We start from the raw sequence: 13,512 nt of genomic DNA, 5'->3' as shown, positions 1-13,512 counted from the left end.
TCCTCTTCTCTGCACTCTTCCCTCTGCCCCTCTGCCTCGTTTCAATGCCCTATCCCAAACTTCAAAAGAGATTGCAGCAGCGATCGCTCTCAATATTGCTAAATTAACTAAGGAAACCAAAATCCAGGCCAGCTAGCTGCGATCAACAATGGTATCTATTGCTACTCCCTTCTCGGATATTCAAAACCATTGGGCACGCTTATTTATTACAGCCTTAGCCCAACGTGGTATTGTCAGTGGGTTGCCTAATGGCACCTATCGCCCCGATAACTCACTCACCCGCGCTGAATTTGCCGCCATCATCGCCAAGGCATTTCCCACAGTTGCCAAGAAGCGGCAGTATGTCCCCTTTGTTGATGTACCCACTAGTTATTGGGCCGCCGCCGCCATTCAAGCAGCTTACGAAAAAGCATTTATTAGTGGGTTTCCTGATAAAAGTTACCGTCCCGCTAACCGAATTACTAGAGTAGAAGTATTAGTTTCCTTGGTAGCTGGTCTAGAAATTGCCACCAAAGTAAAACCTGACCTCCTCTCAGCACTCCCACAAATTTATCAAGATTCTGTTCAGATTCCTAGCTATGGTAGAAATCACGTAGCTATTGCCACTAGTGCCGGATTGGTGGTTAGTTTCCCAAATCTGAAATTACTCAGTCCCAATATCGCAGCCACCCGTGCAGATGTGGCAGTGATTATTTATCAAGCTTTGGTGTATTTAGGTGAGGCAGAAAAAATTGCCTCTAGTTACTTAGTGCAGCCGCCAATAACCACACCTACACCCATACCGACACCAACACCAACCCCCACACCAACACCAACACCGACTCCAACACCAACGCCAACGCCAACCCCTACACCTATCGGTAGCGTTAGAGTAAATCATAGCCGGGAGTTCCGGGGGGCATGGTTAGTATCTGTGTGGAATGGTGATTGGCCTTCCAAAGCCGGACTTTCTGTTGCACAACAAAAAGCTGAACTCACCGAAATTACCATTAAATTGCAAGCGTTGAACTTCAATGCCCTGATTTTCCAGGTGCGACCGGAAGGAGACGCTTTATATGAATCTCAATTAGAGCCTTGGAGTGCTTGGATTACCGGAACTCAGGGGAAAGCACCAGAACCATTTTATGATCCTTTAGCGTTTGCGATCGCAGAATGTCACAAGCGTAATATTGAAGTTCATGCTTGGTTCAACCCTTACCGCGCTAGCACTTCCACCGACCCAGCCAAAACAGTCCGTCCCCACATAGCAGCTACCAATCCAGAAAGCGTTTATTTGTGGAAAACTCAACGCTGGATGGACCCAGGACTGAAAATAGTTCAGGATAGGGCGTACAACGTAATTCTCGATGTAGTGAAGCGCTACGATGTTGATGGCATTCACTTAGATGATTATTTCTATCCATATCCCATTGAAGGACAGTCTTTTCCCGATGACAAAACCTACGCTGCATACAAAGCAGCCGGTGGTACACTCAGCCTTGGCGACTGGCGACGGGACAATGTTAACAAAATGGTACAGCGCCTCTGGCAGGGAATTAAAGCAACCAAACCCGACGTAAAATTTGGTATTAGTCCCTTTGGAATTTATCGCCCTGGACAACCCGCTGGTATCACTGGGTTGGATGCTTACAATGTTCTGTATGCCGACTCTAAGAAATGGTTAGAAGAAGGCTGGATTGATTATATTGCTCCTCAATTATATTGGCGCACAGACCAACCACAACAAAGTTATTCGGCGTTGCTAAAGTGGTGGACACAGATAAATACAAAGCAAAGACACGTTTACGCTGGAAACAATTTGACAGAGCCAAGCAACAAGAGTCGAGAGAGTGGTGAGATTGAAAAGCAGGTGATAATTAGTCGCAGCCAAGCTGGACAGTTGTCATTAGGGAATATCTTCTTTAATCTCGGTGTTTTGACGGAAAATAGTCAGGGCATTGCTGATAAATTCCAAAGTCTTCTTTATAACAAACCTGCGCTACCGCCAACTTTGTCTTGGCAAGATACAACACCACCCCCACCACCGACTGGATTACAAGTGAATAACCGCAAACTGAGTTGGCAGCCTGGTGATAATCAGCCAGTTCGTTCTTGGACACTTTATCGGCTGAGTGGCGATACTTGGACAATTCAGCGAATTTTGTCTGCTGGCACAACCTTCGCTACCGTCCAACAAGCAGGAAGCTATGCGGTGTGTGCAGTGGATAGATTGGCCAATGAGAGTGTAGGAACAGTTATTACAGTGAGTTAAACAAAACCCGGATTTCTCACAATGATAAGCAAAAGTGATTTGTTTAAAGTCAATACAGTTCGGAATGAGCAACAAAACCCTGATGTAGAGACGCGATTTATCGCGTCTTCAAAGACCAATTATCTACACTAATAACCCTTAACCCAAGCGTATTGTGTTTAAAGTCAATTTCACCCTTTACCTGAGCAACATTTAAATATTTTCCCATCCTGGGAAAAATTCACCATCTTGGGTAATCCTGGGATGGTTTTCTATTTCATCGAAATGTTAATTTCTTAACAGCACAAGACATCAAAAAGTTTAAAATGCGATCACACTTGCGGTTAATCTGGCGCTGAATACTTTACGGCAAGCGATTTTGTCCCGATGTCGTCACACTACTAAGTTAATCGTCATTCATTTTTCCAGACTGGTTCGCTTGTAGTAAGCGGCTCCAGCCCTTGTTTTATGCAGCTTAAATGCTCATTAGCTGATTAAAAAAGCGATCGCCGGTGACAACTATGCAAATAAGCTGCCGCAACGCTACTGTGAAGCTATTGAATCCAAGAGCGATCGCATAGGATATTCAACAATATCAGATGAAGATTTAATGAAGCAAATTGAATAAATATTGTGTTTGGACTATATTATATGCAACTATCTTAGATGTCCGTGTTATTGACTAGATAGCAATTCATTACTGGTGGAGCATTTTGGTTTTGCATATCTACCTGATGATTAGAATTCGCACGCCAGTTGCTTCAAGTTGAGGTTCACCCGTTTGAAGTAACTGGCTTTATATTGTGCTGACTTGTTCGGGCAGCATTGACCACAAAAGCAGCAACTAGCGTGCGAATTGTATTCCCCAAAGCTAGATATATTTTGACAAAAGTGAGATGCTGCTGATTGAGTTCTAATATGTGCGATTATCTGGCAATTCTGCCAGACAATCGCACATATTGATGTACACATTTATTTTATTTTGAGGAAGAAATTTAATGCAAACTTTGAGCATTCTTAAAAAAGTATCCGCAGTGGCTGCGGCTTCGGTGGTAGCAGTAATTGCTACTGGAGGAAAAGCATCAGCTATCACCTTTAACCTCGGTGGTTCTACTTTAGTCAATCCAACTTATGCTCCGGTAAGTGGTGTCACATTGACTGCATCGGCCAGTGCAACCCCTAATATTATCCCAGGTACAACTAATATAGTATTAGCAACAAATGCTGTTCGTACAACCGGCGGTTTAGGAATAAGAACATCTACACAGACAAGTAGTGGTGGCTTTATTCTTACGTCCCCTGACACTACTGATCAGATTGATGGATTGGGTGCATTTGAAACACTCACATTGGCTTTTAACCAAGCTGTAAAGCTAACATCTGTCACCTTTGGTAATGTTGGCTCTGGTCTATTGAATGACGATTTTATTTTCTTTAGAAATGGCACCCAAATAGGGTCTAGTCAAGATGTCCCTGGAGGTAATTTTGGAGATACCGCCACTGGTATTTTTACTCCTTCCTTAGCTTTTCAAACAGGTAACTCTTTTGGATTCAGGGCTAGTCAAGTAAATGATGACTTTTTCATTCGCAGTGTTGAAGTTGAGGCTGTCCCTGTTCCTGAACCAATAACGATCGCCGCAATGGTGATGGGATCTGGATTTGGAGTCATACTCCGCAGAAAGTACGCAAAAGGAGCAAAACCCTCTAGCAAATTGAGCAGTTAATCATTGAGATTAGGGGCGATACATACCACCTAAAGCACCATGTTCTACCATTTCCAAAAATATTTGCAACATATAAATCGGCTATAGGGAAGTAAAGCTGTACGCCCCTACTTATGTATCTCCATCCAGTGTTTTCTGAGATGGTATTATCAAGTGAATCTATATATTTTTTCAAATTAGACTCCCTCGTTAGCAGTTACAGCCATGATACAATCACTTGTTCTAAGTATATAAAGAGTTCACTTTCCAGCCAACTTATGGGTGATAAGAGCGTTCCCGATAACTCGCTTCATTTTAATATTATTGGAAACTTTGTACTAACTGACCTAGCCTTTTGATAGAAAATATCAAGTATCTTGCAAAAGTATTTTGTAGTATGATAAAAAGTTATTTTATCGCCAAATCACTAAAAAATGCCGAATTTTGGCTATTAGGAATAGGATCATCATTAATAGCAATTAACTTAACACTAGTATTAAGACATGGTACTATAAGCAGCCTTTACATAAGTTTTTTATTTTTCATAGCTATGTATATTCTCCTTAAAGAAAAGCGCCATAACTTAACTTTCGAGAGTGGAATTTTCTCTAGCTTTTTAGGTACATTGCTGCTTGTAGTGGTATTTATTAACAGTACATTTCAGATAAATGTTGGTATATTATCCTTATTTTTACCTTTAATATCTGGCTTTGGTCTTGCTCTGCTGGCTTCTGGGTGTAAGGGACTAAAGCAATACCGAAAAGAATTGCTGCTATTAGGTTTTCTCACTATACGCAATTTCTTAGTATTGGTTCGTCATAAACTAGATATATCACTTATAACTGCTAAATTATCTACAGCTATTCTTTGGTATACAGGCTCTCAAGTCAATCGTTCTGGAGTTATGATTAATCTTCCAGGCGGAAGTATAGAAGTGTATTCTGGCTGTGCTGGGATAGACGTAATCATAGATTTATTAAGTTTAGCAGTACTATTTATTTTTCTATTTAACTTAAGTTTGCAGCAAAAATTTATTGTACCAATAGTAGCTGCAATATTAGGATTTATTGTCAATGGCTTCAGGGTTGCTCTTATGGCTATCTTAGTAGCACAAGGCGATAAGCAAGCATTTGAATATTGGCACGAAGGTGATGGTTCCCTAATATTTTCTATGATTGCTACTCTATTCTTTGGCTGTTTCTGCTGGTTTTTACTCAGCAGAAATGAGCAAGAAAATGAAAATACTAGAAATAACCCAAGGTGATGTACTGGAAACAAACCCGCATTAAGTTTTTAGCTTTAGTATTTAGCACCGGAATGTTAGTTTTGGTAAAAGCGATATTATTTCCTAATCCAGATAAACCGAAAATTAACACCTTCGCTTTTTCTGAAAAAGTACCTTTAGCACAATGGCAACCAAGTGTGGCTAGCCCGATAAAATCTTTAACTAATGAGAATCCAAACTTAGTGGCAGAAAAACATTATCGATACGTTAACAATGACCTAGCTCTAGATATTGAAATGCGTTATTTACAGAATCTTTACAACGCAGATATAGGTTCATACATTAAGCAAAATCTTGCCATAACATCTCCTGCCGCGATGCGTCAGCGAAAAGGAGTAGGGTACTATGGTGTAGGGGTAGATAGACACAAAGCCTATTTAAGTAGCTGTATTAACCCACGGGGAAATAGTACCTTTACTCATCCACAGTTTAGAGAGAATCGCTATTTCAAAGATATTAGTTTTGCTCGGATAATACCTATTTTACAAGGACAGGAGGCACTTTTAGACAAACGTTGTCTATGGGTACATTTATCGATTACTTTAGGAAATTCTTCGCCGGAAGCTGCCTACGAAGTACTAGAAGAAGCTTGGTTTTCCTGGTATCAGTGGTGGCAACCCCGGTTTCCAAAACCTTGAATTTAAGAACTGTACATTTTGTAATTATCTTTAACTTATGCCTGAAACTGACATTCGTGAATTAGTTGAAGTAGAGTTCACCAAATTGAGTAAATCAGTAGAGACTATACAACCTTTACTAGAATTAATTAATCTTTGGCGGTTACTTGGCTACGGTCTTTTGTTGCTTGCGTTCCTAGACATCCTTGAGATTTTTATACCTCCAAACTTCATGAATCCTAATTGGGAATTTCAAACAATGGGGAGATTAGTCAACCAAGTAGCCGTCCCATTAATTGGAATATTGTTTGTATTTTCGGGTAAGTTGGCAAAGCGAGCCAAATGGGAACCACGCATCTTGGCTTTATTATCTCATTTAACCTTGTTAGTTGGATTGTTGTTTATCCTACTAATTCCTTTAGGAGTAGTTAACACAATACGTTTGTATAATAGCAATATTGAGCAAATTCATGCCGACTATAATCAGAAGGTGACTCAAGCTAATCAGGTTGAGCAGCAATTTAGCCAAGCTTCACCTACGGATATAGATAATTTTCTCAAGCGTCAGGGTCGTTCAATAGCTGGCAAAAATCCTGAAGAGTTAAAAAATCAAGTTCTCTCAGAAGTTACGCAAGCCAAGCAACAACTTAAGAAGCAAACGGAAGCAAATAAGTCTTCTACGACTCTGGTTTTACTCAAAAATTCTGTGAAATGGAATATAGGAGCTTTAATATCTGCGGCTTTGTTTATTAGTATTTGGAAAGAAACACTTTGGGCGAGAAAGCGATAATCTGTAGGAGAATTTAAATACAATTTAGCTTTTGATTGCTAATTGAGATGATGTAATGAGGGAATTGATATCAAGTTTAATAAGTAGCAAACTTGATTATTCTCCCTTGAATAACTACTACCAATCACTTTTCCTACTACTAATTTGTAGCAAACTGAATTATGGGATGCGATCGCAAAAATTGGGTATCAAAACTTTCTCTGCTTAATGGGTAAAGCCGGATTGCCTGCATAAATGGTCATCGGCTCTAGTGACCTGCCGGTAACGCCACCTAAAGTCAGTATTGCTCCCCGACCAACAGTCACTCCTGGACCAATTACCGACTTGGCAGCAATCCAACTACTCTCTTGAATATGAATTGGGGCATCAATCAATTTAAAATCGGGATGATTCCAATCATGATTTCCAGTGCAGAGATAGACTCCTTGAGAGAGACAAACATGGCTTTCGATGGTAACAGGAGCAAGGTTATCTATCCACGCATCTTCTCCAATCCAAACAAAATCACCAATGTTTAATCGCCAGGGAAACTTTACCCGCACTCCCGGTTTAATGCGGACACCTTGACCGATTTTAGCCCCAAAACTGCGGAGTACCCAAAGCTTAAAAGCTGAAAATGGTAGCCAATAACTTTCGACTAAGGGCGACCCAACAAAATACCAAAAAAGTTGCTTCCAGTATGGTGCGCCTGGAGTATAGTTGCCAACAGTATATTGATCTAGACGCATAGGTTAGATAAATAAAAGTAGGTTAAAAGCTGGCTCCTGTATGACCTGTGACGATCCAGAGGAGGGAGCGAGCAATATCACGAAGAATATGGAAGATCGATTCTTGATTTTGGTTCGATGGTACGGCAATAGGAGTGAAAGCAATACCTTGACTACCCAGGACAAGAGTAGCGATCGCCTTAGCTCTGGGCATATGAAAATCTGAAGTAATTAAAAATAGATGTTGTATCTGCTGTTGCTGGAAAACTTTTACTAAGGTAGTAAAGTTAGTCACAGTATCTGTAGCACGGTAATCGAGGTAAACGCGTTTATCTGCAATACCTGCGGCTTGAAAAATTGCCCGTGCTTTCTTAGGCACTGTACCAGAAGAAACCCAAATTTTTAGGGCTGGATAAAATTCGGCAAATTGGGCAGTGAATTCTTCTCTGTTTCCGTCACCACCGAGCACCAGAATAGCTTGGGGTTGTGGTGCTTGGTGATAGGCGATCGCTAATCGTACTGGAATGAACATTAGCATTACGAGAATCAACGCTACTAGAGCTAAAAGGAACTTTTTTTTACGTTTACGACGATAGTAAAATTTCACCAAATATACTGTTTTCTCCTGCCGTTTAGTCCTTAGTATTGACAAATTTTCAAAAATACGTTTTTTGTTTATGAAAGTAGCATATCAAGGTGTTAAATATACAAACTTAATAAGTTTAATTAGATGAAAATATGCATAAGTTGGAACTAATACTTGAAGTTTATTTTTCATAAATAGAGGGCTTTCTAATTCCATATTTGACAATTTTACGAACTCCATTACGTAGGGCAGCATCGCCTTGTAATATGATATCTCTCAACTTTTGTTCTGGTCGTCCTCGGAAGGAAGTAACGTGAAAGTAATCATATTCTTCAGCAGGTTTTGGCGAGAAATAGTAGTTAGATACACAGCAACGACGACCTTTATAATTAACTTTGCTAACAGAGTGCCAGGATTTCTTATTTGTGCACATTATCACTAGCCGATTAAACTTACTGGGGATAGTTCTATTACTCTGTTTTAAACCATTATTCCATAATTCGAGATTTCCACCATACTCTTCTTTCCAATCAGGAGTAACATAATACAACAAATTCATCACACGATAATTTTTTCGGTCTTTATCATGTGAGTTATCAAGATGTGGATTGAGAAAACAGCCATAATCCATCAGGCTAATTCCACCTGCATAGAGATATTCATCTGGCAATAACTCTTCAAATCCAGTAATTTTAGAGATTAGTTTAACTACTCTAGGATCTTGAAATGCATAAATAATTTCTTCGAGAATTGGATTAAACTTATTCATTTGCATTCCAACGTATTTATACTCTCGCAAATCTTTCAAGAGTACTAAACTCTCTTTTGGAGGAAATGCTTCATATATTTCTTTAGCATCCTTTTCATCTAGCAGGTTATCTACATAACAGCTATAAATAGGCCTGTTATTTAAAAAATCTCGTTGTAGCGCATCTTGGCAGTTTTCTAATTTGTTGTAGATTTTTTCCGCATAATCATGCCTTGCTTGAAAAATGCTTGGTTGATTTTTTGACATTTTTTTAAGTCTGTATTATAGTATTACAAATATTGTTATATCAATTTCATACATCAAAACAGTGTTAACTCAATATTTTCCTTTAGAGAATAATTCTGATAAGTGGGACGAAGGTATTCTTGTTTGCAAAATATTAAATTTAACACCAGCTATCCAAGCAAACAGTCACTATTTTGGCCATCCAGAATGGGCAAAAAGTTATTTTGAAGGCTGTCATAGAGATGAAAAATTTATAGCCCTGTGGCAAGCAGTTATTGGTAGTTGGCATGGCAAAATTGTTGTGGATATAGGTTGTGGCCCAGGTAATGTATATGCGTCATTAAAAGAAAGTTGTGGTGAACCTGAGCTATTAATTGGAGTAGATGTATCATATGGGGCGCTGAAAATGTCTCAGCAACTTGGTTATACCCCAGTATTAGCAGACGCTCAAAATCTACCATTTATTTCAGGTTTTGCCGACATCGTTATAGCTAATGCCTGTTTACACCATTGCGATGATATGGCAAAAACATTGGGGGAAGCAGCTAGATTAGTTCGTCCTGGCGGATTTTTAATTACCGATCATGATCCTCAACGCACTGCATATCAATTTCGAGGTTTGGGTCTTCTGCTTTGGAATGCACGTTTGCCAATATATCGGCAAATCAAAAGGGGTGGACATTCTACGGATGAAGAGCAGTTTTGGGGTTTAGCATCGGAGATTCATCACAAACCAGGTGACGGTGTAACGCCTGAACTTTACTATCAGATATTAGAACCACTGGGGTTTACAGTTGAGCTTTATCCTCATAACCATGCGGTGGGAGCAGAGGTACTAGAGGGTAATTATGGTCAGTCGAGTTTGAAGTGTCGTCTAGCTCAAATATTATCAGGGATCAACCCTGAATTACCAGAGGCAGCATTATCCTTAATGTGTGTTGCTCAACGTCAAGCATAGACACAATATCCATAGGATTTTTTAGCGCCATGTAGATGTTAGAGGGCTAAAGGGTAACCCTATGAATTAAGTAAATGTAAAAATTGACCCAATCTAAAATAAATTATTAACAACTAATAACGCAATTATTAGGTTTTAAATTTCTCAGCTTCGATGAGTCGAATGCTCAAGAGTATTTCTGCCAGAATGCGCTGAAAGGCATAGTACCAACCATGCCAACCATCTAAAATACCGCCTTTGATAATCAAGCAATAAAATAAAATTATAAAAGGTGCAATAATTTTTTGTCTGCGGATGCGATCGCCTAAGCTAAGTTCACTAGTAGGAGTCTCTAATAATTTTTTTACTTCCAACACTGTATAACGATCCTGTGCCCATAACCAACGGTTTAGGGGTTTGCGATCATCATGGTGAATATAAGCAGAAAGTGTTGCAGAGTTACCAAACATTTGCAAAAGTTGTGTATGTCCATCATCAATATACGTAACTTTGCTTTTACGAAAAAGGACTTGACGGGGTGGAAGTATACTACTACGCATTGGTTTACCAAACACACAATACTTGAATCTGGCATAATAGCCATCAATCTTTCCATCAACTGGCAGAGCAGCAATTTCAGAAATTAACTCATCAGTAAATATATAGTCTGCATCTAGAGATAGCACCCACGGCGACTGAACTTGCTCTAAACCATAATTCCACTGCCCAGCATGGGTATCAAATTCCCGTTGTAATGTAATAATTTGTGGATAGGAGTTAATAATTTCTAGGGTTTTATCGGTACTATAGCTATCAATAACTATAATTTTCTCTGCCCAAGTGAGTTGCTGGAGTGTGTGTTCAATATTGGGAGCTTCATTATAGGTAAGAATAAGAGGAGTAATCTGCTTTAGCATATAAAAAGTAAATCTATATCAGATCAATTTCGTATTTAGTGTACTAGAAGAAGGTATAGACTTCCAAAAATAGGAAAATCTATCTATATCAGAGGTTTGATGATATAAAATAATAGGATTGATTGGCTGACTGCTGATTTGTATCAGTATTTGTATTGCTTAGTAATATTTGAATCCATCTGTTTAGTCATTCATTATTTATCGTTTGTGTTGGCTGACAGCAGGAATAGTCTTACTTTAAGTTATGTCTGTATAAACTGAGATCAGTTTTGATGCAATACGATCCCATGTGTAATTTTCACATATAAATTGACGAGCATGACCGCCCATCTTCTTTGCCTCTTGAGGACAATCTAAAACCTGCTGTATGGCAGAAGCGATTGCAGTTACTTCTAGTTTTGCAACATAGCCAAGATGTTGCTGTGCAACCAGATCAGCTAAAGCGATACCAGGAGTAAGTAAAACAGGAAGACCGACCGCTAAAGCTTCCAGAACTGCTACTCCAAAGTTTTCTGAGTAGGAAGTTAGAGCAAATAAGTCTGCTCCTTGCATTAATAAATCTTTAATTTCACCTTTAACAAATCCTGTAATATGGGTACGGTTTTGAATGCTATTGGACACGAGAAGTGATTTAACTTCAGTTTCGTATTCTTGTGAACCACTACCTGCTAACACAAAGGTAAAGCGATAATCAGATAATTTTCCTAAAGCTGGAATCAGGTATTCTAAACCTTTTTTGTGATGTAAACGAGATAAAAATAAAATAATTGGTTCATCTGCTGGCAGGTTCAAATATTGCCGCAGACGTTGATGTGCATCAGGAATAACATTCGGAATAGAAATACCATGAGGTAAAATGAAGCTTGAGTAACTTAGATTCAACTGCGAAGTTTCTTTCTGTTCTTGCTCAGATGTGAAATGAAGGTATTTACTATTATTAAGATTAGACTTTTCTATGAGTTTGAGATAAATTTGCTTTTTGCGAGCGCTTTGCTGTAACGACCATTCACAGAGTTGTCCTAATGGGCGAACAATGTAAGGAATGTTTTTGAGCCGAGCGATCGCCATCGCTGCTGTAGAAGCATAAGAAAAGATAGCATGGATATGTAATAAGTCATAGTGGTGAATATTCTGCCACAACCAAATGGTTAACTCTCTGGAAAAGGCAAATTCTCGCAGTGAGTGGATAGCAGGAGAGAAACGAGGAAAAAACCAGACTGGAACATGTTGGTAATGGGTGCATTGCCCCAGAGGTATATTCAAAAGTTGTGTGCCATTATCATTAGTCGTAGCAATTTCAGCCTCAATACACTCATCTCTTAAGGCTTTTACCATCTCTAAAACTGCCTGACTCGGCCCACCTCTAACTGGAGCAATAGAGGGAATCACATGCAGAACTTTCATGTTGTCAATATTTCCGAGCAGTTATGTAAGTAATACCAAATCAAGGCAATCATACCAGTTTGTTAAAAACATTAATCCTAATTCACAGGATTTTTACAAAGCATTTGTAAAAAAGCTTATACGCTTTCTTACAGTGATTAATTATGTAAATTTTAGTCCTATACGATTTATCTATCAAATATTTATATTGATTATTTTAGAGATTGCAAGTGCTTGTCCAAATATTTAGCCAGAGTAGTTTGAAAACGCTCAAAACCAAAATAATCAATTACTTTTTGACGCAGAATATCTGGTTGATACATCAATTGATTGGGATATATACCTTGTATAATTTGAACTAAAGTTCGAGCAATTTCTTCTACATTATCAGGGTTAACTAGTGCACCTAATTCACCATGATAAAGAGCATCAATAGCTCCATCCTGGTTGCCTCCTAAGACAGGTTTACCACAAGCTAGTGCTTCTAGATAGACAATACCAAATCCTTCCCTTTTGCTAGGCATTGCAAAAACATCACAAAGGTTGTAATAATCACAAAGTTGTTCATCAGGGACAAATCCAGCTAGAGTCACACAATTTTGTAACCCTAGTTGTACAATCATCTGCTCAATTCTACTTTTGTCATTACCTTTACCAACAATGACGTAGTGGACATCAGGAATTATTTGACGAATATAAGGTAGTGCTTGCAGAATTTGGTCATAGCCTTTGTAGCGTTCAGCCTCTGCTAGTCTGGCCACAGTCAATATAATTGGTTGTTCTATTTTTAATTGATATTGCTCTAGTAAATAGCCAGGTTTTGGTTCTGGTTGAAAGCGACTTGATTCAAATGTATTAGGTAAGATAGAAATTTTATCAGGATTGAGATGATGTTTTTTGAGTATGCGATCGCGTGTGTAGTGACTGACTGCTAAAATTTTGTCTGCATGACCTAGAGATTTTTTTACTTCAGCGTTTTTCAGATCCCAAGCTTCTACTCCATGAGCAATTGTCCAGTATGGTATACCTGCTAGCCGATTTAATTTGTTAGCTACAACAGTGAAATTCAAGTGACTAGCAATAACTAAATTAGGACGTTGGCAAATTCCCCATCCTATTAATTGTGCAGTAAAGACAGGTGTTCTAAGTGGTAATGGCACAACCCCAGCGCAGTGAAACTGAGTAATTTTTTCGTTAGTAAAATTAGCCGATGGACTGCGGTCATGCATGAGAAACACGCCGTAGTTATCATTAGGGTAGATATTCTGAATAGCTTGTAGTAAAAATGCTGAATAAGTTTGGATTCCACCTTTAAATTCAAAGATATTTGGAAACCAAAGATGATATGCGGTTTTGGTCATAT

General features: G+C 38.9%; 12 protein-coding genes. 6 read left to right on the top strand and 6 right to left on the bottom strand.

The features are described 5' to 3' along the window. The first annotated feature begins 148 nt into the window (after nucleotides 1-148). The 5 genes from ABF638_RS01215 to hpsJ-A all read left to right on the top strand — a co-directional run bounded on the left by ABF638_RS01215 (nucleotide 149) and on the right by hpsJ-A (nucleotide 6,625). A complete protein-coding gene (locus tag ABF638_RS01215) occupies nucleotides 149-2,251 on the top strand; it encodes a glycoside hydrolase family 10 protein (RefSeq protein ID WP_435019522.1) in 2,103 nt (700 codons plus the stop codon). 977 nt (nucleotides 2,252-3,228) lie between these two features. Continuing rightward, nucleotides 3,229-3,954, top strand: a complete 726-nt coding sequence (locus tag ABF638_RS01210; protein WP_435019520.1) for a PEP-CTERM sorting domain-containing protein — start codon at nucleotides 3,229-3,231, stop codon at nucleotides 3,952-3,954. Nucleotides 3,955-4,288: 334 nt separating this feature from the next. Next, nucleotides 4,289-5,197 carry a cyanoexosortase A gene (crtA, locus tag ABF638_RS01205; protein ID WP_435019518.1) on the top strand — a complete coding sequence of 303 codons (909 nt, stop codon included), beginning with the start codon at nucleotides 4,289-4,291 and terminating at the stop codon, nucleotides 5,195-5,197. Further along, nucleotides 5,197-5,856 carry a cyanoexosortase A system-associated protein gene (locus tag ABF638_RS01200; protein WP_435019516.1) on the top strand — a complete coding sequence of 220 codons (660 nt, stop codon included), beginning with the start codon at nucleotides 5,197-5,199 and terminating at the stop codon, nucleotides 5,854-5,856. The genes crtA and ABF638_RS01200 overlap by 1 nt, the downstream gene beginning before the upstream one ends. Nucleotides 5,857-5,893: 37 nt before the next feature. Continuing rightward, nucleotides 5,894-6,625 carry an HpsJ-like protein, cyanoexosortase A-associated gene (gene hpsJ-A, locus ABF638_RS01195; protein ID WP_435019514.1) on the top strand — a complete coding sequence of 244 codons (732 nt, stop codon included), beginning with the start codon at nucleotides 5,894-5,896 and terminating at the stop codon, nucleotides 6,623-6,625. A 188-nt stretch (nucleotides 6,626-6,813) separates the two neighbouring features. Here the strand turns inward: hpsJ-A and ABF638_RS01190 are convergent, their stop codons facing one another. The 3 genes from ABF638_RS01190 to ABF638_RS01180 all read right to left on the bottom strand — a co-directional run bounded on the left by ABF638_RS01190 (nucleotide 6,814) and on the right by ABF638_RS01180 (nucleotide 8,933). Further along, complete coding sequence (locus ABF638_RS01190) at nucleotides 6,814-7,353, bottom strand: WcaF family extracellular polysaccharide biosynthesis acetyltransferase (protein ID WP_435019512.1); 540 nt, start codon at nucleotides 7,351-7,353, stop codon at nucleotides 6,814-6,816. A 22-nt stretch (nucleotides 7,354-7,375) separates the two neighbouring features. Further along, complete coding sequence (locus ABF638_RS01185) at nucleotides 7,376-7,870, bottom strand: YdcF family protein (RefSeq protein ID WP_435019562.1); 495 nt, start codon at nucleotides 7,868-7,870, stop codon at nucleotides 7,376-7,378. A 229-nt stretch (nucleotides 7,871-8,099) separates the two neighbouring features. Next, entirely contained in the window at nucleotides 8,100-8,933 is an 834-nt protein-coding gene (locus ABF638_RS01180; protein WP_435019510.1) for a 2OG-Fe(II) oxygenase, read from the bottom strand. Between the two features lie 61 nt (nucleotides 8,934-8,994). On the opposite strand from ABF638_RS01180, the gene ABF638_RS01175 reads away from it, so the two are divergent. Beyond that, nucleotides 8,995-9,870, top strand: a complete 876-nt coding sequence (locus ABF638_RS01175; RefSeq protein WP_435019508.1) for a class I SAM-dependent methyltransferase — start codon at nucleotides 8,995-8,997, stop codon at nucleotides 9,868-9,870. A gap of 128 nt (nucleotides 9,871-9,998) precedes the next feature. On the opposite strand, the gene ABF638_RS01170 is transcribed toward ABF638_RS01175, so the two are convergent. The 3 genes from ABF638_RS01170 to ABF638_RS01160 form a co-directional block, all read right to left on the bottom strand. Then, nucleotides 9,999-10,766: a glycosyltransferase family 2 protein gene (locus ABF638_RS01170; protein ID WP_435019506.1), complete on the bottom strand. Its 768-nt coding sequence runs from the start codon at nucleotides 10,764-10,766 to the stop codon at nucleotides 9,999-10,001. A 237-nt stretch (nucleotides 10,767-11,003) separates the two neighbouring features. After that, a complete protein-coding gene (locus tag ABF638_RS01165; RefSeq protein WP_435019504.1) occupies nucleotides 11,004-12,170 on the bottom strand; it encodes a glycosyltransferase in 1,167 nt (388 codons plus the stop codon). Between the two features lie 191 nt (nucleotides 12,171-12,361). Beyond that, nucleotides 12,362-13,510, bottom strand: a complete 1,149-nt coding sequence (locus tag ABF638_RS01160; RefSeq protein WP_435019502.1) for a glycosyltransferase — start codon at nucleotides 13,508-13,510, stop codon at nucleotides 12,362-12,364. Nucleotides 13,511-13,512 lie beyond the last annotated feature (2 nt).

Source organism: Nostoc sp. CALU 1950 (genome assembly GCF_051172895.1).
Classification (GTDB): domain Bacteria; phylum Cyanobacteriota; class Cyanobacteriia; order Cyanobacteriales; family Nostocaceae; genus Nostoc; species Nostoc edaphicum_A.
Note: the sequence above shows the minus strand (reverse complement) of the source record. Positions and strands in the feature narration are given on the sequence as shown.